Source organism: Frateuria flava, assembly GCF_017837635.1.
Classification (GTDB): Bacteria; Pseudomonadota; Gammaproteobacteria; order Xanthomonadales; family Rhodanobacteraceae; genus Frateuria_A; species Frateuria_A flava.
Genome location: NZ_JAGJRS010000010.1, coordinates 34,543 through 54,303, shown reverse-complemented (window position 1 = coordinate 54,303; position 19,761 = coordinate 34,543). Strand labels below are relative to the sequence as shown.

16 protein-coding genes are annotated in these 19,761 nt (G+C 70.5%); 4 read left to right on the top strand and 12 right to left on the bottom strand.

Annotated elements, in window-relative coordinates; translation table 11 throughout:
• The first annotated feature begins 48 nt into the window (after nucleotides 1-48).
• On the top strand, nucleotides 49-2,004 hold the full coding sequence (locus J7I44_RS04560; protein WP_209616507.1) for a CocE/NonD family hydrolase: 1,956 nt from the start codon (nucleotides 49-51) through the stop codon (nucleotides 2,002-2,004).
• A gap of 57 nt (nucleotides 2,005-2,061) precedes the next feature.
• Here J7I44_RS04560 and J7I44_RS04555 read toward each other — a convergent pair whose 3' ends face one another.
• From J7I44_RS04555 to J7I44_RS04545, 3 genes are all read right to left on the bottom strand, one after another.
• The gene (locus J7I44_RS04555; protein ID WP_209616504.1) at nucleotides 2,062-2,667 is read right to left on the bottom strand and encodes an HAD family hydrolase; all 606 of its coding nucleotides are present in this window, start codon (nucleotides 2,665-2,667) and stop codon (nucleotides 2,062-2,064) included.
• A 64-nt stretch (nucleotides 2,668-2,731) separates the two neighbouring features.
• Nucleotides 2,732-2,869, bottom strand: coding sequence for a hypothetical protein (locus tag J7I44_RS04550; RefSeq protein WP_209616501.1), 138 nt, complete (start codon nucleotides 2,867-2,869; stop codon nucleotides 2,732-2,734).
• 109 nt (nucleotides 2,870-2,978) lie between these two features.
• On the bottom strand, nucleotides 2,979-3,212 hold the full coding sequence (locus tag J7I44_RS04545) for a hypothetical protein (protein WP_209616498.1): 234 nt from the start codon (nucleotides 3,210-3,212) through the stop codon (nucleotides 2,979-2,981).
• Nucleotides 3,213-3,341: 129 nt separating this feature from the next.
• On the opposite strand from J7I44_RS04545, the gene J7I44_RS04540 reads away from it, so the two are divergent.
• The gene (locus J7I44_RS04540) at nucleotides 3,342-3,815 is read left to right on the top strand and encodes a GNAT family N-acetyltransferase (RefSeq protein ID WP_209616495.1); all 474 of its coding nucleotides are present in this window, start codon (nucleotides 3,342-3,344) and stop codon (nucleotides 3,813-3,815) included.
• A gap of 19 nt (nucleotides 3,816-3,834) precedes the next feature.
• On the opposite strand, the gene J7I44_RS04535 is transcribed toward J7I44_RS04540, so the two are convergent.
• From J7I44_RS04535 to J7I44_RS04510, 6 genes are all read right to left on the bottom strand, one after another.
• Nucleotides 3,835-4,596, bottom strand: a complete 762-nt coding sequence (locus J7I44_RS04535; protein ID WP_209616492.1) for a CPBP family intramembrane glutamic endopeptidase — start codon at nucleotides 4,594-4,596, stop codon at nucleotides 3,835-3,837.
• Between the two features lie 13 nt (nucleotides 4,597-4,609).
• Nucleotides 4,610-4,957, bottom strand: coding sequence for a GFA family protein (locus tag J7I44_RS04530; protein WP_209616488.1), 348 nt, complete (start codon nucleotides 4,955-4,957; stop codon nucleotides 4,610-4,612).
• A 113-nt stretch (nucleotides 4,958-5,070) separates the two neighbouring features.
• Nucleotides 5,071-8,157: an efflux RND transporter permease subunit gene (locus tag J7I44_RS04525; RefSeq protein ID WP_209616485.1), complete on the bottom strand. Its 3,087-nt coding sequence runs from the start codon at nucleotides 8,155-8,157 to the stop codon at nucleotides 5,071-5,073.
• Nucleotides 8,158-8,161: 4 nt separating this feature from the next.
• A complete protein-coding gene (locus J7I44_RS04520) occupies nucleotides 8,162-9,073 on the bottom strand; it encodes an RND family efflux transporter (protein WP_209616482.1) in 912 nt (303 codons plus the stop codon).
• On the bottom strand, nucleotides 9,070-10,482 hold the full coding sequence (locus J7I44_RS04515; protein WP_209616479.1) for a TolC family protein: 1,413 nt from the start codon (nucleotides 10,480-10,482) through the stop codon (nucleotides 9,070-9,072). The genes J7I44_RS04520 and J7I44_RS04515 overlap by 4 nt, the downstream gene beginning before the upstream one ends.
• Before the next feature lie 72 nt (nucleotides 10,483-10,554).
• Nucleotides 10,555-11,298, bottom strand: coding sequence for a SapC family protein (locus tag J7I44_RS04510; protein WP_209616475.1), 744 nt, complete (start codon nucleotides 11,296-11,298; stop codon nucleotides 10,555-10,557).
• A 251-nt stretch (nucleotides 11,299-11,549) separates the two neighbouring features.
• Between J7I44_RS04510 and J7I44_RS04505 the strand changes: the two genes are divergently transcribed.
• Nucleotides 11,550-12,146 (top strand): HNH endonuclease, encoded by a 597-nt coding sequence (locus tag J7I44_RS04505; protein ID WP_245187925.1) that lies wholly within the window; start codon nucleotides 11,550-11,552, stop codon nucleotides 12,144-12,146.
• 3 nt (nucleotides 12,147-12,149) lie between these two features.
• Here J7I44_RS04505 and J7I44_RS04500 read toward each other — a convergent pair whose 3' ends face one another.
• Nucleotides 12,150-12,674, bottom strand: coding sequence for a low affinity iron permease family protein (locus tag J7I44_RS04500; RefSeq protein ID WP_209616468.1), 525 nt, complete (start codon nucleotides 12,672-12,674; stop codon nucleotides 12,150-12,152).
• A gap of 128 nt (nucleotides 12,675-12,802) precedes the next feature.
• Between J7I44_RS04500 and dxs the strand changes: the two genes are divergently transcribed.
• On the top strand, nucleotides 12,803-14,692 hold the full coding sequence (dxs, locus tag J7I44_RS04495) for a 1-deoxy-D-xylulose-5-phosphate synthase (RefSeq protein ID WP_209616466.1): 1,890 nt from the start codon (nucleotides 12,803-12,805) through the stop codon (nucleotides 14,690-14,692).
• Between the two features lie 173 nt (nucleotides 14,693-14,865).
• Here dxs and prmC read toward each other — a convergent pair whose 3' ends face one another.
• Entirely contained in the window at nucleotides 14,866-15,699 is an 834-nt protein-coding gene (gene prmC, locus J7I44_RS04490; protein WP_209616462.1) for a peptide chain release factor N(5)-glutamine methyltransferase, read from the bottom strand.
• The gene (locus J7I44_RS04485) at nucleotides 15,692-19,675 is read right to left on the bottom strand and encodes a hypothetical protein (protein WP_209616460.1); all 3,984 of its coding nucleotides are present in this window, start codon (nucleotides 19,673-19,675) and stop codon (nucleotides 15,692-15,694) included. Before J7I44_RS04485 ends, prmC begins: the two co-directional genes overlap by 8 nt.
• Between the last annotated feature and the right edge of the window lie 86 nt (nucleotides 19,676-19,761).

Here is a 19,761-nt window from a genome sequence, read left to right as displayed (position 1 = left end):
GCCGCTTGTTATCGGACTACGCTAGGCCGGTCACTCCGGGGAGTCACCATGAAGCCACGTCTCGCCATTCGCCCCACCCTGCTGGCCCTGCTGCTGGCCGCCAGCACCGCCCTGCCCGCCGCCGACGCGCCGCAGGCGAAGTACCCCAACTACCCGAGCGAAACACCGGCGCACTTCACCCCCGTCACCGCCAGCTTCGATTACGAGCGGCGCGAGGTGATGATCCCGATGCGCGATGGCGTGAAGCTGCACACCGTGATCCTGGTGCCCAAGGGCGCGAACCACGCCGGCATCCTGCTCACGCGCACGCCCTACGATGCCAACGCGCTGACCAGCCACACCATGAGCGGCCACCTGGGGCCCATGCTGCAGGGCTACGACAACGCCACCGACGTGATCGTCGAGGACGGCTACATCCGCGTGGTGCAGGACGTGCGCGGCAAGTACGGCTCCGAGGGCGACTTCGTCATGAACCGCCCCGTGCACGGCCCACTCAATCCCACCCCGGTCGATGACGCCACCGATACTTACGACACCATCGACTGGCTGGTGAAGAACATTCCCGAGTCCAACGGCAAGGTCGGCACGCTGGGCATTTCCTACGACGGCTTCGAGCCGCTGATGGCGCTCATCAACCCGCACCCGGCGCTCAAGGTGTCGGTGCCGATGAACCCGATGGTCGACGGTTGGATGGGTGACGACTGGTTCCACAACGGCGCCTTCCGCCAGCAGAACCTGAGCTACATCTACGAACAGGAAGCCAGCCGCGACAACTCCATCCGCTGGTGGAGCAGCTTCCACGACGAGTACGACCTGTTCATGCACTACGGCTCGGCCGGCGCGATGGGCGAGGCGTATGGCATGGGCCAGCTGGGCTTCTGGAACAAGATCGTGGCGCACCCGGCCTACGACGCGTTCTGGTCGCAACAGGCGGTCGACAAGCTGCTCGCGGAGCAGCCGCTGAAGGTACCGGTGATGCTGGTGCACGGCCTGTGGGACCAGGAAGACATCTACGGGGCCCCGGCCGTGTACCGCGCGATCGAACCGAAGGACACCACCGGCAACATGGTCAGGCTGGTGATCGGACCGTGGTACCACGGACAACAGATCGAGGAAGGCAGCGCGCTGGGCGCGATCCGCTTCGGCAGCGACACGGCGAAGTATTTCCGCGAGCACATCCTGCGCCCGTACCTGGCGCAGTACCTCAAGGATGGCGCACCGAAGGCCGACATCGCCCCGGTCACCGCGTTCCAGACCGGCACCAACCGCTGGCAGCAGCTGGACCACTGGCCGCTCGCCTGCGAACGCAGCTGCGCCACGGCCAGCCGCGCGCTGTACCTGGAGCCGGGCAACAAGCTCGGCTTTGCCGCCCCGGCCCAGGGTGCCGCCTACGACGAATACATCTCCGATCCGGCGCGTCCGGTGCCGTTCCGCGCCCGCCCGATCCAGCCGGTCGGCTACGACAACGGCCTGACCTGGCAGGAGTGGCTGGTCGACGACCAGCGCGAGGCCTCCGGCCGCACCGACGTGCTGACCTACGTCTCCGAACCGCTCACCGCAGCGCTGACCATCGCCGGTGCGCCGCAAGTGCACCTGGTCGCCTCGACCAGCGGCACCGACAGCGACTGGGTGGTCAAGCTGATCGACGTCTACCCCGACCAGGTGGCCGAGCAGCCGGCGATGGGCGGCTACCAGTTGGCGGTGGCGATGGACATCTTCCGCGGCCGTTACCGCACCGGCTTCGACAAGCCGGCGCCGCTGGCCGCGAACCAGCCGCTGGACTACCGATTCAGCCTTCCCAACGCCAACCACGTGTTCCTGCCCGGCCACCGGCTGATGGTGCAGGTGCAGTCGAGCTGGTTCCCGCTGTACGACCGCAACCCGCAGACCTACGTGCCGAACATCTTCAAGGCGCAGCCGGCGGACTACGTCAGGGCGACACAGCGGGTGTATCACGCGCCGGGCAAGGCGAGCTTCATCGCCCTGCCGGTCGTCAGCCGCTGATCCCGCTTCACCGCCTGCCGGTCATGGGCCGCTGATCCGAAGGTGCAGGCCAGTCGATCAGGCGTGCGCCAACTGTTCCTGGCCGCGGTAGAAGCGGTGGTGCGCGAGATCGAGCAGGGCAAGATCCTCGTGCGTGTCGCCGTAGGCGTAGATACGCCCGTAGTGGGCCAGGTCGTACGTTGCGCGCACGCGCCGCGCCTTTTCCCCGCCAACGCACTGCGCACCCTGGTAGCGCCCCGTCAGGCGACCGTCGCGGTGTTCCAGCGCGGAACAGACCAGCGCCAGGCCATGCAGGCGGCACCACGGTGCGAGATAGACATCGAGCCCGCCGGAGACCACGGCGACGGTATCGCCCTGCTGCTGGTGCCAGCGGATACGTGCCATCACCTCCGGGCGCAACAGCGGCGGCAGCGCCTCGTCGGCAAACGCCACGCCATGGGCCTGCACGCTGGCGAGCGCGACGCCCGCAAAGCCGACGCGCACCACGGCGGCGCGCACCGACACACCCGGGACCACACCGCACTTGTAGCCGGCGACCCAGGGTGCGAGCAGCAGCCTCCCCCACGCCTGCCGGCGTGCAGGCACGGCGCGGTACATGAAGGCCGCCATGGTTTCCCGGGTAGTGATCGTTCCATCGAAGTCGAACAGCGCCAGATTCGCCACGCATCCGTCCCTTGTTTGCGTCGGCGCATTCTAGCAGCGGCGCTGCCTCCCCCGACGACCGGGATCAGCGTTGCGGCTTTCGTCCTTGCGGCAGGAACGGCTCGGCGGTCACCTCGATCATCAGTTTGGGTCGGAACAGTGCATCGACCTTCACCAGCGTCCTGGTGGCCGCTGCGTCGGCAGGCAGGTAATGCGCCCGCACCTCGCGCAGCAGGTCGAGATGAAAACGTACATGTCGGTGCGCATTACGTCCCGGAAATCCGGGCCCGCACTCTCCAGCGCAAACGCAGGTTCTCGAACACCTGCACGCACTAGGCGCGGAAGTCGCCCTCGCCGACCAGCTTGCCGTCGCGGTCCATCGCGACCTGGCCGGAGATCGACACCATTCGCCCCGGGGGCGCGACGATGACGTGTGAATAGCCGTGTGCGGGCGGCAGCGCGGGGGAACTGATCGCCTGCGGCGCTTCCTGGGCTGGTGCGGCGGTCGCAAGGGCCAGCCCTGCGCAGGCCAGGAAGGCGCGTGGAGCGGATGGACGTCCGTTCATCGATGTTCCATTCGGGGCGGAGGGGCTTCCCACCCTAGCAAAGCCCGACCGGGCACGCGGTGGGACTTCCCCGCCACACCTGCTCGGTGGTAGAACCGCATCCATCGTTGCCAACCGAACGACTGCCGCATGAGCGACACGAGCTTGCTGATCCGCCTGGCCGAAGACGACGACGATTTCATCCTGGGACTGGTCCCGCGTTTCGTGGACTTCCCGCTGCCACCCTGGCGCAAGCGTCACGAATGCATCGAGGGCATCCGCAGCGATCTGCTGCGGCACCTGGAAGACGGCACCGCCAATGACTTCCTGTTCGTCGCCGAGGACGGCGATGGCACGGTGGTCGGCTTCATCGAGCTGCAGAAGACGCAGGATTTCTTCACCGGCCGCACCAACTGCCACATCAACAACGTGGCGGTGGCCCCCGCCCACGAAGGCCGCGGCGTGGGCAAGGCGCTGATGACCCACGCCGAGAACTGGGCACGCGAGCATCGCTGCGCGCTGATCACGCTGGCGGTGTTCCCGGGCAACGAACGCGCCCGCGCGGTCTACGAGGCGGCCGGCTACGGCGTGGACCTGCTGCGGATGGTCAAGCCGGTCCGCTGACGAGGCCAACGGCGCGGGATCAGCCTGCCTCGGCGGCAACCGGCGCCCCGCCAGCCGCTGACCGTCGCGCACGGCCAAAGGCGACCCAGCCAAGCAACCCGCCGATCACCACAAAGCGGAAGCCGATCCCGACGAGGCCGCCTTCCGGCCCGTAGCTGCCGCCGGTCATCACGTCCGGCCCCTGGTGCGTCACCGCGAACATGCCGCCGGAGGCCAGTCCGCTCACGGGCAGGCCCAGCAGCGGCCCCTGGACGAAGTTCCAGGCGAAGTGCAAACCGAGCGAAAGCCAGATTCGCCCGGTCAGCACGAACGCCGTGCCGTAGATCACCCCACCGAGCGCATTGCCCAGCACCGACAATGCGGAGGCACCGGGATTGCTCAGGTGGATCAGCCCGAAGGCCAGCGCGCTCAGGCCGACGGCAGGCACACGGCGGTTGCCCAGCGCCAGCAGCAGACCCGACAGCAGAAGGCTGCGCATCAGCAGCTCTTCCTTGAACGCATGTAGCGCCATGACCGCGGCACGCGGCAACAGCCCGGGTTGAACCGATGTCGTGGCGGTCGTGATGCCGCCCATTGCACGCTCAGTGACGAAGATGCCGGCCATCGCGACACCCGCGATGACCAGGCCGGCGAGCAGGTCGGCTGCGTCACTGCGACCGAAGCGCAGACCGAGGCCATCGAGCACCGCCCGACCGCTGCGGCGCCAGTGGGCGATGGCGTAGGCCCCGAAGCCGAGCGAGGCGGCCAGCATGGTCAGCTCGGTGGCCAGTGCGAGAGTCATGGGGGAGTTTCCGTCAGAAGCTGCGGCCGTCCACCGGCACGCGCTTGACCCCGGCCAGGTCCAGGTCCTCCAGGCAGCGTGCGTTGATCGCGGCCATCGGCTGGCCGTCTGGCGCGGTGCCCAGCGCAAGCGGCGCGCAGCCGCAGTCGGGGCAGAAGCGGTGCTTGATGGCGTGCTTGTTGAAGGTATAGGTCGCCATGTCGGCGTCCGGCGTGGCCAGTTGCAGCCGCTCGCGCGGCACGAACCACAGCAGGTAGCCCTTGCGGCTGCAGTGCGAGCAGTTGCAGTCAATCAGCTGGTCGAGCTCGCCTTCGACGTCGAAGGCGATGCGGCCGCAATGGCAGCTGCCGTGATAGCGCATGGTCGATCCCGTGGCATGGGCGGAGGTGCTATTGGAGCACGCCAGCCTGCCTTGCGGATGCCCGGCTGGCGTAGGGTCACCATGGATGTCCGAGGGTGGGCTCCAGCCCCATCCTACGCAGGATCGGACCGGCTGACAGGCCGTAGAAAGCGCGCGGCGAGCGCCGGCATCACAAGCAGGTTGAGCACGGTGGAGCTGAGCAGGCCGCCGAGGATCACGATCGCCATTGGCCCCTCCACCTCGCGCCCGGGTTCACCGCTGCCGAGCGCCAGCGGCAACAGGCCCAGCGCGGTGACCAGCGCGGTCATCAGGATCGGCGTCAGCCGCTCGCGCGCGCCGCGCAGCGCGGTGTAGCGGTTCCAGTGCGCGCCTTCGGAGGCGACCAGGTGCTCGTAGTGGGCGATCAGCAGGATCGTGTTGCGCGCGGCGATGCCGAACAGGGTGACGAACCCGACCAGCGCGCCGATCGACAGCACGCCGCCGGCCAGTGCTGCCGCGATCACGCCGCCGACCAGCGCAAAGGGCACGTTGGCCAGGATCAGCGCCACGCTGCGCCGGTCGGGGAAGGACAGCAACAGCAGCACGATGATTGCCGCGCCGGCCAGCGCACTGTGCAGCAACAGCGCGTGCTGCGCGGCCACCGCGCCCCCGGCGGCACCGCCAAATTCGATGTAGTAGCCGGCCGGCAGCGGCAGTTGCCGGTGCAGCGCCGCGCGCGCCTGCGCCACGAAGCCGACCACGTCCGGACGGGACGGCGTCACCGCCAGCACCAGCCGGCGCCGGCCGCCCTCGTGCTGCACGCTCGCCCTGCCCTTCACCAGGTCCACGGCGGCGACCTCCGACAGCGGCACGCTCTGGCCGTCGGCCGCCGGCAGCAGCAGCGCGCCCACCGCCTCCGGATCGCGCGCGGTCGCGTTGTCCAGCGTGAGCCGGATCGCCACCGGCTGCACGCCCCGGTAAACCTCGCCCACGATCACGCCCTGGTGCGCGGCGGCAATCGCGTCGAGCACGTCGGTCATGCGCAGGCCGCGCGCAGACAGCCGGTCCGGATCCGGCGCGATACGCATGGTCGGCACGCTGGGCGATTCGGCCAGCCGCACGCTGCCGGCCCCGGGCAGCGCCTGCACGATCGCCTGCGCCCGGCCGGCCAGCGCATCGAGCCGGTCGAGGTCGGCTCCGTAGAGGCTCAGCGTGACCGGCGCGGTTTCGCCCGAGAGCGATTCGCTGATGCGGTCGCCCAGGAAGGTCACTACGTCCGAGCCCAGCCCCGGATAGCCGTCCAGCAGCCTGCGCAGCGCGTTCTCGATGCGCACCTGGGCATCCGCCGCCAGGCCGGGCTTCAATTCCACATGCAGTTCGCCGCGATTGGGCGGCCAGGTGTCCTGCACGGCCTCGGCGCGGCCCATCTGCAGCGAGACGCTGGCCACGCCGGGAATCGCCAGCACGCTGCGGCTGATCCGCTCGCCGATGCGGTCCATTTCCGCCAGCGAGGCGCCCGACGGGCCGCTGATCTGCAGTACGAAGTGGCCTTCGCGGAATTCGGGCAGCAGCTCCGCGCCGAAGAACGGCAGCGCCGCCACCGCCAGCGCGCCGACCACCAGCGCGGCGACCAGCAGCGCGCGGCCGTGCGGCAGCGCGCGCTCGAGCAGGCGGTGCTGAGCGAGCTTCATGCGCTTGAGCCAGCGCGGTTCGCGATGGCGGCGGCCGGGGTGCAGCAGCCACAGGCACAACGCCGGCGTCACCGTCAGCGCCACCAGCAGCGAGGCGAAGGTCGCCAGCAGGAAGGCGCCCGCCAGCGGCGCGAAGAAGCTGCCCTGCAGGCCCGGCAGCAGCAGGATCGGCACGAACACCAGCCCGACCACCACGGTGGCCAGCACCACCGGTCGGCGCACCTCGAGCGAGGCGGCCAGGATGGTGTCGATGCGCGGCATGCCCTCGACGGCCGTGCGCAGGCGCCGGTCGATGTTCTCCACGTCGATGATCGCGTCGTCCACCACCACGCCCAGCGCCACCGCCAGGCCACCCAGCGTCATCGTGTTGATGGTCCAGTCGAACCAGCGCAGCGCGAGCACGGCCAACGCCAGCGACAGCGGGATGCTGACGAAGGAGATCAGCGCGGTGCGCCAGTCCTTCAGGAACAGCACCAGCACCAGCAACACCAGCGCGGCGCCGAAGGCCAACGCGTCGCGCATGTTGGCCAGCGCGACCTCGACGAAAGTCGCCGGGCGGTGCAGCGCCGGCACCAGCGTCACGCCCTGGGCGGCGAGCATGGGCTTCAGATCGTCGAGCGCCTTTTCCACCGCACGGGTGACTTCCAGCGTGTTGCTGCCGTACTGGCTGGTCATCGCGACCAGGATGCCGGGGCGGGCGTCGATGCGCGCGTCGCCGAACGCCGGCGCGGCGGCCACGCCGACGCTGGCCACGTCCGCCAGCGTGACGTTGCGCCCGGCGTGGCGGGTCAGCACGGTGCGGCCCAGTTGGGCCGGGTCGCTCAAGGCCCCGTCGGCCTCCAGCACCACGCGCTGGCTGGGCGTGTCGATGTAGCCGGCGCCACGCACGCCGCTGGCCGCGGCGCCCGCGGCACGCACGTCCTCCAGCGTGAGGCCGTAGGCCGCCAGGCGGTCGGGGTGTACGCGCACATCCCATTCGCGCACGCCGCCGCCGAACACGATCGCGTCGGCCACGCCGGGCACGGCCAGCAGGCGCGGCTTGACGGTCCAGTCGGCAAGGTCGCGCAAGGCCAGCGGATCGAGCTTGTCGCTGACCAAGCCGATCTTGAGCAGGTCCATGGTCGAGGAAGTCATCGGACTGAGCGACGGCGCGTCCACGCCGGCGGGCAGGTTGGCCGCCGCCTCGCTGACGCGCTCGGCCAGCAGCTGGCGGTCGCGGAACGGATCGCTGCCGTCCTTGAACACCACGTCGATCACCGCCAGGCCCTGGATCGACTGCGAACGCACGGTGTCCACCGCGGTGGTGCCGTTGACCGCATTCTCGATCGGCTGGGTGACGCGCTGCTCGACCTGCAACGCGGTGAAACCCGGCGCCTCCACCTGCACGGTGGCCTGCGCCGGCACGAAATCGGGAAATACGTCGTAGCGCGCGACGAACAGTCGCTGCACGCCCAGTGCCAGCAGCAGCACGGCCAGCAGCACCACCCAGCCGGCGGCGCGCAACGCGCTGCGGACGATCGCGACGAGCACGGCGTCAGTCGTCCGAGGCGTCGGCGGCGCTGCCGGGCACGGGCGCGGCATCGACCGCGACCAGTGCCTCGGCGCCCTGTACCACCACGCGCTCGCCTGGCTGGAACGGCGTGCCGACCAGCCAGCCGGCCGGCGTCATCGCGCTCGGGTGCACCGCGCGGCGCTCGAACCGCGTGGCCCCGGTGGCGACGTAGGCCCAGTCCAGCCCGTTCCAGCGCACGATCGCCGAGCGCGGCAGCAACACGCCGCGCACCGGCCTGCCCTCGCCGTGCAGTTGCGCGGTCAGCACCATGCCCGGCACCAGCGGGCCCGCATCGGCCTGCAGCAGCCAGCCGACGGCCAGGCCGGAGGTGCTGCGCGGCAGGCGGCCGAGCACCTGCGCGGGCGCGTCGGCCCCATGTGGCATCTGCAGCGTGGCGGCACGCACCTTCAAGGTCGCATCCGGGCGGCCCAGCGGCTCGGCCCGGAGCAGCACCTGGTCGCCGCGCACCAGCGCGTCGAGCAGCCGGTCGCGGCGCGCTGGGGCCATGTCCGCAAGGTCGTCGCCCCAGGCGCTGCGCAGCGCCACGCGCGCCTCGCGCAGTCGCGCCTGGTCTGCCGCCGCCTGCGCCTGCGCCGCCTCCAGCGCCTTGCGCGACGCGTTGCCCTCCGCGGCGAGCAGGGCCTGCGTGCGTGCCAGCTCCGCGCGGGAGGCACGCGCCGCCGCCTGCGCCGCCTCGAGTTCGTCGATGGCCTTGGCCAGCGGCGCCGGGTCGAGCACATCGGCCACCGCGCGTGTCGTGGGGGGCATCTCGCCCTGGGCAAGGGTCGCCAGGCGCAGGCCGAGCCGGGCCTGGGATGCAGCGTCCAGTTCGGTCGCGGTGGCGCTCGCGGCCAACAGGGTCAACAGCAGGGCGATCGGTGCAAGGCGGTTCATGGGCGGTCTCCCTCGGCGGGCCGGAGCGCGGCCTCGACCGGATCCAGCGGGGCGCGCAGCGCATCTTCGAGCGCGGCCTCGGCCTGCCACGCGGCATCGAGCGCGGTCAGCGTCGACTGGCCTGCGGCGAGTGCGGCAAGGCGTTGTTCCAGCAAGGCGGTGCGGTCGATGGCGCCGAGCGTGAACGCATGCTCGGCCTGATCGCGCGCGCGGGCGGCCGCCTGCTCCCCCGCCCGCGCGGCGTCCAGCGCCGGCAGCGCCGCAGCCAACCGAGCGCGCGCCGCGTCGATGGCGCTGGCGATGTCTGCCTGCACTGTGCGCACGTGCGCCGCGGCCGCCTCGCGCCGCGCGCGCGCCTCGGCGATCGGTCCCTGGTTCTGGTCGAACACCGGCAGGCTGAGGCTGGCGTTGAAGGTCAGTTTGCGGATGCCGTGGTCATAGGTGTAACCCGGCCCCAGCGAGAGCTGCGGGTACTGCGCATGCACCTGCTGGTGCAGTTCGGTCTCGCGGCTGGCGTAGTCGACCAGCGCGCGTTCCACGTCGCTGCGCGCCAGCAGGGCGTGGTCGGCCAGCGTATCCAGTCGCGCGGGCGGCGGCGCGGTGGGCCGGTCGAAGTCGTTCCAGCGCAGGTCCACCCCCTGGAGCGCAGCCACCGGCAGGCCGATCGCACGTGCCAGTTGCGCCTGCGCCCCCGCGACACGCTGGCCGGCCGCGGCCTGGTCGCTGCGCGCCCGTGCCAGCGCCTGCACGGCCTGCAGGGCGATCTGCGGGGCATCCTCGCCCAGCGCCACGCGCTGGCGGGCGGCCTGTTCGAGCGCGCTCGCGGCGGCTATCGTGCGGGCGGCCAGGGTCGCCTGCCGGTGGGCGATCAGTCGCTGTTCCAACGCATCGCGCACGGCACTGCGCACGCTCCAAAGCTGGCCGGCGTAGTCCAGCCGCGCCGCGCGCACGCCCTGGTCGGCCAGTTGCACGCGCAGGCGCCGGCGCAGGCCGCCATCGAGCAGGAAATCGGTGCTCAGGCCCCACAGCCACGGCGCGCCGTCGGCCTGCGCCTGGGTATAGCGCTCCAGCGCCAGGCCCAGCGTCGGGTTGGGGCGCGCCTTCGCCGTCTGCACTGCGGCGCTGGCCTCGGCCAGGTGCGCGCGCGCCTCGGCCACGTCCGGGTTGAGCGCAAGCGCGGCGAGCACCAGTTCGGCCCGGCCATAGCGTTCGGGCGGCCATTGGCCGCGATCACGCGAGGGCAGCCACGGTCGCAAGCGTGCCGCCAGCGCGGGATCGTCCAGCCGACGCGCCTGCCATTGCGCACGCGTGGCGGTCGGATCGACCGGGACGGCACGGTAGGTGGCGCAGCCCACCAGCTGAATCGCCATCGCGGCGCTGGCGGCCAGGCAAAAAAAAGGATGGCGCATGGGCGCCATCCTTGCAGAACGTGCTTAGCGCTCTCTAAGGCCGCCCGAGGGCTGCCCTGGCGCCTTTCGGTTTCAGGCCTTGGCGCGCTCGCGCTGATCCAGGCGCTGGGCCAGGCGGTCGATGTTGGGCAGCGACAGCAGGTGCGCGTAGATCCAGCCCATCACGCCTTCCTTCAGGAACTCGTGCGAGGTCTTCTCGTCGAGCTGGCGCAGCTTTTCCTCGTTGACCACGAACAGGCCGTTGAGGTTGATCGCGTTGCCGTCCTTCTCCAGGCGGATGTTGCGCGGCTCGAGCAGGTCGTGCTTGCGCAGCAGGGCCATGAACGCATGCGTACGCGCCACGTGCTGCTGGAACTCGCCCAGGAAGCCGACGGCGTTGGCCAGCATCTCGCTGTCGCTGCCGTCTTCCTTGAACAGGCGCTCGCCTTCCTCGCTGCCGAAGCCCTCGTAGGACTCATCCAGGAACACGGTGAAATCGTCGCCCTCGGCGCCTTCCGGCTTCTCGGCCAGGATGAACGGATAGCGGCGCACGAAGGCCGGCACGTAGATGCCCTGCGCCCAGTGGCCGTTCTCGTCCACCAGCAGGTTCTCGTTCTGGCGCAGGCCCAGCAGCGCCATCGGGCCGGCGTCGTCCATGCTCTGGCCGGCAAACAGGATCGGCACGTCGCGCGCGGCCATCGGGAATTCCGCGGCCGTCAGCGGCACCGAATGCGCCGCGGCGGCGAACTTCACGCCGGGGATGCTCTTAAGGCGCAGATCCTTGTGCTGGGTGCGGTTGAGCGGCACCGGGCGCTCGTAGAAAAGTACTTCAGCCACGTCTTCTTACCTCTGCCCCGCCGTGCCGGGGTCGCCACCGATGGCTCCCCCTCCCAAACCCGGCTCGGGTCGCGAATCCGTGACTATATCAGCGGCCACGCGCCCGGGCGAATGGCCCCTCGCGGCGGCGATCTGCCAAGCGCGTCAAATGCTTACCGCGCGCGGGGCGACAAAATTGGGCTATGCTCGAAACACGAGCGCATCGCTGCACCACCTCTGCCGCATCTCATGAACTGGCTGAAGGAAACCGCATGCTGATGGATCTGCCACGCCGGGACCTCAACGCGACCCGGGTGCTTTCGCTGGACGCCGCCGGCCGGATCCTCGACTGGATCAGCTGGCAGGACGCCGTGTGCCTCTACGTGCGCGAGGCGGTGGCCTGGACCCTGGGCGACCCCTGCCTGACCGTCCACGGCGGGCACAACCGCGCCCGCGGCGAACGCAGCAAGCTGGACCTTCACCCGATCATCGCCAGTACCGGCCACTGCCGCGACCACGCGATCGACCCCGCGCCGGCGCTGACCAACACCGCGCTGTTCGCCCGCGATCGCCACCTGTGCCTGTATTGCGGCAACCAGTACTCGCGCGGGGAGTTGACCCGCGACCACGTCGAACCGGTGTCGCACGGCGGCAAGGACGAATGGGAGAACGTGGTCAGCGCCTGCCTCGCCTGCAACCTGAAGAAGGCCAACCGCACCCCGCAGCAGGCGCACATGCCGCTGCTGGCCGTGCCCTACCGGCCCAGTTGGGTGGAACACCTGATCCTGTCCAACCGCAACATCCTGGCCGACCAGATGGAGTTCCTGGTCAACCACCTGCCGCGCGACCGGCGGCGGGCGATGAGCTGAACGCTACTTCGGCGGTTTGTCCTCGCCGTCATCGCCCGCGTCGGCGTGGTCGGCGCTCGCCTTGGCCAGTTCGCGGTCGATCTCCTTGACCTCCTCGCAGGCCTCTTCCGATTCGTCTTGGCGCCGCGCACGCGCGCCGGCACGACGGCTCTGCCGGGCCGCTTCCTCCTTGTTGTGGGCCAGCTTGCGGTAGTTCTCGCGGATGCGTTCGAGCGCATCCTCGTCGAGGTTGTCGACGTCCAGCAGGCTGTTACGCGCCCGCGTGCTCCGGATGAGTTCATCCAGCTTGATCTGCACCGCGGCGCTGTCGCGGTTCTGGCTGTTCTGGATCAGGAACACCATCAGGAAGGTGATGATCGTGGTGCCGGTGTTGATCACCAGCTGCCAGGTATCGCCAAAGCCGAACAAGGGGCCGGTGGCGGCCCATATGACGACGATCAGGGCGGCGATGAGGAAAGCGGCTGGCTTTCCTGAATAGCGTGCGGTGGCTTCGGCGAAACTTCGGAAGGCCGTAGCTAGCTTGGACATGACGGGCGTCTCTGGCCTTGGGTCCCGTCCAGCTTGCGAGCGGTTTTGTGTGCCCGGTGTGCACGGCGCCCGCTTCCGTTCACGTCGCCACCCTTGCCCCGCCCTGCGGCTGGGCCAACAATAGGCGGATGATCGACCCATCCCGCTATCCCCACCTGGCCCGCATCGAGGCCCCGGACGACCTGCGCCGCGTATCCGATGCCGAGCTGCCAGCCGTCGCCGACGAGCTGCGCCAGTACCTGATCGAATCGGTGGCCAGCTCCGGTGGCCATTTCGGCGCGGGCCTTGGCGTGGTCGAGCTGACCGTGGCGCTGCACCACGTGTTCGACACGCCGCGCGACCGCCTGGTGTGGGACGTGGGCCACCAGTGCTATCCGCACAAGATCCTCACCGGGCGGCGCGACCGCATCACCACGATCAAGAAGAAGGACGGCCTGGCGCCGTTCCCGCGCCGCGAAGAGAGCGCGTACGACACCTTCGGCGTGGGTCACTCCTCCACCTCGATCTCCGCCGCGCTGGGCATGGCGATCGCCGCCCAGCGCAAGGGCGACGACCGCAAGGTGGTCGCGGTGATCGGCGATGGCGCAATGACCGCCGGCATGGCCTTCGAGGCGCTCAACCACGGCGGCGACGTCGAGCCGAACATGCTGGTCGTACTCAACGACAACGGCATGTCGATCAGCGAGAACGTCGGCGCGATGACCAAGATGATGGCGCGCGCGATGGCCAGCCGCCGGCTCAACGCGGTGCGCGAGCGGGCCAAGAAGGCGATCCCGCGGCAGTCGTTCTTCGGCCGCTTCTTCAAGAACTGGGAGGAGCACGCCAAGGGCATGTTCCTGCCCTCGACGCTGTTCGAGGAGCTGGGCTTCCACTACACCGGTCCGATCGACGGCCACGACATCCCGGCGCTGCTGCGCGCGTTGCGCACGGTGAAGAACCTGCCCGGGCCGCAGCTGCTGCATGTGATCACCACCAAGGGCAAGGGCTACGCCCCGGCCGAGCAGGCGCAGATCGAGTATCACGCGGTCGGTCCGTTCGACCCCGTCGCCGGCGTGGTGAAGAAGAGCGCCCCAGCCAATCCGACCTACACCGACATCTTCGGTGACTGGCTCTGCGACATGGCGGCCGCCGACGAGCGACTGCTTGGCATCACGCCGGCGATGCGCGAGGGTTCCGGCCTGGTGCGTTTTTCGAAGGAGTACCCCAAGCGCTACTTCGACGTGGCGATCGCCGAGCAGCACGCGGTGACGCTGGCGGCCGGCATGGCCTGCGAAGGCGCCAAGCCGGTGGTGGCGATCTATTCGACCTTCCTGCAACGCGCCTACGACCAGGCGATCCACGACGTGGCGCTGCAGAACCTGGACGTCACCTTCGCGATCGACCGCGCCGGCGTAGTCGGGCCGGACGGGGCCACCCACGCAGGCAGCTTCGACCTGTCGTTCCTGCGCTGCCTGCCGAACATGGTCATCATGGCACCGGCCGACGAGAACGAATGCCGCATGATGCTGAGCACCGGCTTCGGGTACGCCGGCCCGGCCGCCATCCGTTATCCGCGCGGCACCGGCCCGGGCGCCGCCGTGCGCAAGGAGCTCGACACCCTGCCGATCGGCAAGGCGGAACTGCGCCGGCGCGGCCACGGCCTGGCGATCCTTTCCTTCGGCGCGATGCTGGCGCCGGCCGCGGTGGTGGCGGCGGAGCTGGATGCCACGCTGGTCAACATGCGGTTCGTCAAACCCCTGGACGAGGCGATGATCCTGGAGCTGGCGAAGACGCACGATGCGTTCGTCACACTGGAGGACAACGCGGTCGCTGGCGGAGCCGGCTCGGGCGTGGCCGAGTGCCTGACCGCGCACGGCATGGTCAAGCCGATCCTTCACCTTGGCCTTCCGGACGTCTATCTGGAACACGGCAGCCGCGAAGAGGTCCTGTCCATGGCCGGGCTCGACCTGCCCGGCATCCGCAACGCGATCCGGGCACGCTTCCCGCAGCTGGCGAGCGTCGCGGCCAACGCGGGGTAAACACCGCCCCCGGGCATCGCGCCTCGATCCTTCCCCCGTCCACGGGGGAAGGTGCCCGAAGGGCGGATGGGGGAAGCCTTGCGGCAAGCCCGCCCAAAAAACGCCCCCTTCCGCCTGTCGGCACCTTCCCGTCCGCGGGGAAAGGCTCGGATACGCGACGCTGCGCCGCGCGGTCAGGCCTGCGACGTACGTCGACCGCCACTGACCCGGTCGCGTTGCTCCAAATCCCGGGCGGTGAACACTTCGCGGAAACCTGCCGCTTCGAGCAGATCGCGCGCCGCATTGCCCTGGTCCCAACCGTGCTCGAACAGCAGCCACCCGCCCGGGACCAGGTGCGCCTGCGCGCCATCGACGATGCGCCGGATGTCATCCAGGCCGTCACGCCCGGCGGCCAGCGCACTGGCTGGCTCGAAGCGCAGGTCAGCCTGCGTCAGATGGGGGTCGTCCGCCGCGATGTAGGGCGGATTGGATACGACCAGGTCGAGGCGCTCGCCCTCCAGCGCCGCGAACCAGTCGCTCTGGACGAAGGCCACGTTGTCGATCCGGTTGGCGGCGGCATTGCGCTGCGCCACCGCCAGCGCTGCGGCGCTCGCGTCGGTGGCAAGCACGCGTGCGTGTGGGCACTCGCGTGCGATCGCCAGCGCGATCGCGCCGCTGCCGGTACCCAGGTCCGCCACACTCGGCGCGCCTGCGCGCGGCAGTTTCGCCAGCGCCAGCTCAACCAGCAGTTCGGTTTCCGGCCGCGGGATCAGCGTGGCGGGCGTTACTTCCAGCTCGAGCGTCCAGAAGCCACGGCGGCCGGTAAGGTAGGCCACCGGTTCGCCGGCGGCCCGCCGTTCCACCAGCGCAGCGAAGGCCGCCACGTCGTTCGCGGCGGCCGGATCGTCCGCGTGCGCTACCAGCCAGGTGCGCGACCTGCCCAGCGCGTGCGCGAGCAGGATGGACGCCTCGGCGCGGTCGCCCAGTCGCGCGGCGGCATCGGCCAGCAGCTGGCGCACGTCAGGCATCGGGCGACGTCTCCGCGGCGGGCAGCGGCGGCATAGCCGGCTGTGGTTTGTCGCGACGCCAGTAGCCGCCACGCGACCAGGCGTCGAAGCCCCAGCGCAGCCAGCCGATCAGCGCGTTGGCCAACCACAGCGCCCAGGCCAGCATGGCCAGTTTGTAGGTCCACAAAGGCAGGCTGAACACACCCACCTGCGGCAGTGTGTTGGTGCTGCGGTCGGCAAACCAATGCAGTTGCAGCGCGCTGGAGCCCATGCCGGCGATGTGCATGTCCGGCTGCCCAAGCAAGCCGCCCGGCACCGCGGCGACCAGTACGGCCAGCGCGATCGCGGTGAGCAGCGCCAGCGCCACCTGCGTCAGGTCGAACAGGCCGGCTCGCCACGAGGCGACCGCGGCACGCGCGCGCAGGCCCAGCAGGATCAGCCAGGCCACCACCACGGCATACGCGCTCCAGGCGAAGGCGGAGAAGCCCAGCCCGAGCAGCAGCCAGTGGCGGAAACGCAGCGGCGTGGGTGCGTAGCGCGAGAGCAGCCAGGCCACGGCCAGCAGCACGATCAGTTGCGCCCAGTAGAGCACCGCCGGGCCGGCGCCCGAGCCCCAGGTCCACAGCACCCAGCGGTCTTGTGGCAGTTGCACGAAGGTATCGAGGTTCGCCGCCGGTGCGTGCAGGGCGATGGCCGGCGAGCGCGTACGCAGGGCCGAGCCAGCGGATTCGCGCAGGCGCACCTCGTAGCGATGCGTGCCCGGCAGCAAGGGCAGCGACAGCGTGCCGTTGCGCACGGCCAGCGGCAGGCGCTGGCCGTCGCGGCTGGCCTGCAGCAGCTCGGCCTGGGCCGGCAGGCCCAGCGCGTGTTCGCCGCCGCGGGTGCTGCGCGCCTGCAGTTGCAGCGTGGTTTCGGTGGCCCGCTCGCCGATCGTGGTGTGCGAGTCCACCTGGTCGAACGCCAGGGTGCCTCCCGCGACGGCCGCCGGCTGGGCGAGCGTCAGGGTGAGCTGCTCACCGGGCAGCGGCTGGAAGCGCAACACGTCGCCATCGCTCGCCGGCACGCCGCTGGCGTCGACGTGCCACATGGAGGCAGCGTCGATCTCCCACACTTCGGCCCGTTCGGCCAACGCCGGCGCGGTCAGTTGAAGTCGCGTCGTACGATCCAGGCGACTGGTCCATTCGACGCTGTCCGTGCCGGCGTTGAAGGCGAGCTGGATGCGCCCGCCACGCACCGGGGCGTCGGCACCCAGCGGGTGTTCGCCCGGAAGCAGCGGCAGGGCGATGGTGAAGCCGCCGGCTTGCGGCGCAACGCGTTCGACCTCGTTCCGCACCGTCCACTCGTTGCCGAGCACGAGACGGCGGGTCAGCCGTACGTAGGGCGGGAAGTCCTGCGCGGGTGCGCCGATCCGTCCATCCGTGGCAACCCGCTGGCGATCGAAGCTCAGACTGTCGCCGAGCAAGTGATCGGCATCCAGTCCGTCGGCCGTCCAGCCGTCCATCTGCAGCGTGACGCGCTGCGGGGCCAGGGCAAAGCGCAGGCGCGCGCTGTCGATGCCGTCGAGGCGATAGCGCAGAGCCAGTTCGTGCACGCCCGGTTCGAGCCGCAGCCAGAGTTGGTCGTCGTCGCGACGCGCCAGCGAGGCGGGGCGCCCGTCGACTGCGACCATGATCAAAGGCAGCGTCGTGGCCGGTAACGGGAGCGCCACCGTGGCGCCGGCGTGCGCCTGCATGGTCAGGCCCAGCGTATCGCCGGCCAGCGCAACATGCGCTTGTGGCAGGTTCGCGCAGGAGGGCGAACAGGCCGGCGCCTCGACCAGGCGCTGGCGCAGCTGGTCGAGCAGTGCCTGACTTGGCAGCGCCTGCGCGTGGGCATGCCACGGCAGCAGTGCCATCGCCAGCAGGGCCGCCGATGCCGCGCCCCGCCCGCTTTGCCAGCGCCCGCGCCAGGGCGCCAGCATGGACGTCAGCACGCGCGCCAGCAGCGCGGCCAGCAGCGCCACCATCAACACGCGCAGCAAGCTGACCAGCCAGGCGGGCGCGACCACCAGCCGCAGGGTCTGCTGCGGCGTGACCGGCCCGGACCAGGCCAGCCGATAGTTGCTGCCCAGGCGCCAGGTCGGCGTGCCCGGACCCGCCTGGACCAGGCTTCGGTTGCCTGGTGACACGTCCAGCGTGGACAGCTTCGACGCGCCCACCATCACGGCTCCGAGCGTTTGCGCCTGCTCCGAAACCGAGGGCGCCGCCGCAGGGGGCGCCGGCAGAGGAGCACGCTCTGGCGGCGCAATGGTGTCGCTCCGGTCCAACCCCGGCGCCTCGAACCCGATGCGAACGGCCTGCGGCTCGAGCTGCGGATGCAGCGCGTATTGCAGCTGTGCCGCCACGAACGGGAGCGTCCAGAGCGCCGCGAGCACGAACGACGCCAGCGCGGCTGTGTTGGCGGCGCGCCGCAGGCGGCCTTCCGGCAGCGCGCGCAATAGCAACGCCAGCGCGAGTAGCAGGGCCAGGGTCCAACGCGGCGCGCCCGGTTCGTGCTGCGCCAAGGCAAGAAAGCCGGCGGCGAGCAATGCCCACGGCCAGCCCAGCAGGCGCCCGGCCAACAGCGCGATCAGCGCCACGCCGAACACGTCCAGCAGGCTCCATCGGGCCACCCACGAATCGGGCGAACTGTCTGCGCCGGGCGCGCCAAGCAGGCGAAAGCCCGGCGGCAGTTGCAGCGTGGCGTCGATGCGCTCAAGCGGCACATTCCAGCCGGTGACCGGCTGGGCACCGCTCGCGGGCAACCGCAGCCCGGCGCCCAGATCCAGCTGTTCGCTGCGCACCTCCACGCCGCTGCGGCCGTCCTTGCCACGGCTGACCAGCAACGGCTCGCCATTTTGTTCGGCGCGCTGCAGTTGCCAGGGCGCGCCAACCTCCAGACGCTGACGATGCAGCTCGCCTTGCAGGCGGTCGTCGACCGCCAGGCCCTTGCCGTCGAAGTCCAGCCACAGGCGACGCGACAGCCGCAGGCGATCATGCCGCCCTGCCCCACGTTCGCCCGGCTGCACGGTGAGCGTGGCCTGGTCATCCATGATGAAGGCGGGGAGTTCGCGCCAGTCGTCCGGCACACCGGCCTGCGCCGCGTCGGTGGCCTGGCCTTCGGCGTGGCTGCCACGCAGGTCGGGGGCGTCGGCGTAGCTCCAGATCTCCCGCCGCGGCCATGGTGCGGGCGGCAGGGTGATCGCCACACGCGCGAGCGGCGCGCTGGCGCGGGCATCGAGGGTGACGGTCCAGCGACCGGGTTTCACTTGCACGCGCAGGCGGCCGTCGCTCTCCAGGCGCGAGGGTAGTTCGCCGTCCAGCGCAGTGGCGACGAAGCCGTCGGGAAGTGCCGGTCCGATTACCAGCTCGCGCGCGCTGCCGGTGACGTCGAAGCTCAAGCGCGTTTCCAGTGTTGCCGGGAGGCCATCGGTCAGGCGGCGGTCGACACGCAGCGACAACGCATCGGCCACACGTTGGGCGGCGGCCGCCTCGCCAAGGGTCAGTTCGTCGCCATCGCGCTGCAGGCGCGCGACCGGCTTGCCGTCCAGCGTCAGTGCGATCAGGCCGATCGCCTCGGGCACGTGCAGGCGCGCCGGTCGCGACGACCAGGGCAACAGGCCCTCCAGGCGATGGTCGCCGGGCGATACGTGCACCATCGGCTGGTCGTCGCGCGTCAGCACCACGGCCGGCTGGCCGTCCAGCCGAACCTGTTCCGGCCAGTGGCGTGCGTCGCCCGGCAGCGCGATCCACGCCGGCGCGTCGGCACGGGCGTCGAGGGTAAACCGGCCGCCAGTCGCATCGGCCGCCAGCGCCAGCCGGCCAGGCCAGGCGCACTGCCAGGCATCGCCCTGGCCTGGTGCGTGTGCCAGCCGTGGGCAGGCATGCGCCGGCACCTGGTGCAGCACCCAGTCCTGCCAGTCGCGCAGGGGAGGCGGCAGCTGCTGTGCGCCGGCCGGCGCGGCCAGTAACAGACTCATGAGCAACAACAACCATCCTGATCGAGCACGCATGCCTGGTTCTCCCTGTCGCCCGATGGGCGCGGGACAGTTTAGGGAATGTCAAA

What these genes read in the sequence shown, in the direction of transcription:
- J7I44_RS04560 (WP_209616507.1), top strand. Translation starts at nt 49, where the DNA reads ATGAAGCCACGTCTCGCCATTCGCCCCACCCTGCTGGCCCTGCTGCTG.
- J7I44_RS04545 (WP_209616498.1), bottom strand. Translation starts at nt 3,212, where the DNA reads ATGAACGGACGTCCATCCGCTCCACGCGCCTTCCTGGCCTGCGCAGGG.
- J7I44_RS04535 (WP_209616492.1), bottom strand. Translation starts at nt 4,596, where the DNA reads ATGACTCTCGCACTGGCCACCGAGCTGACCATGCTGGCCGCCTCGCTC.
- J7I44_RS04540 (WP_209616495.1), top strand. Translation starts at nt 3,342, where the DNA reads ATGAGCGACACGAGCTTGCTGATCCGCCTGGCCGAAGACGACGACGAT.
- prmC (WP_209616462.1), bottom strand. Translation starts at nt 15,699, where the DNA reads ATGCCTGACGTGCGCCAGCTGCTGGCCGATGCCGCCGCGCGACTGGGC.
- J7I44_RS04485 (WP_209616460.1), bottom strand. Translation starts at nt 19,675, where the DNA reads ATGAGTCTGTTACTGGCCGCGCCGGCCGGCGCACAGCAGCTGCCGCCT.
- J7I44_RS04500 (WP_209616468.1), bottom strand. Translation starts at nt 12,674, where the DNA reads ATGTCCAAGCTAGCTACGGCCTTCCGAAGTTTCGCCGAAGCCACCGCA.
- dxs (WP_209616466.1), top strand. Translation starts at nt 12,803, where the DNA reads ATGATCGACCCATCCCGCTATCCCCACCTGGCCCGCATCGAGGCCCCG.
- J7I44_RS04515 (WP_209616479.1), bottom strand. Translation starts at nt 10,482, where the DNA reads ATGCGCCATCCTTTTTTTTGCCTGGCCGCCAGCGCCGCGATGGCGATT.
- J7I44_RS04530 (WP_209616488.1), bottom strand. Translation starts at nt 4,957, where the DNA reads ATGCGCTATCACGGCAGCTGCCATTGCGGCCGCATCGCCTTCGACGTC.
- J7I44_RS04505 (WP_245187925.1), top strand. Translation starts at nt 11,550, where the DNA reads ATGCTGATGGATCTGCCACGCCGGGACCTCAACGCGACCCGGGTGCTT.
- J7I44_RS04520 (WP_209616482.1), bottom strand. Translation starts at nt 9,073, where the DNA reads ATGAACCGCCTTGCACCGATCGCCCTGCTGTTGACCCTGTTGGCCGCG.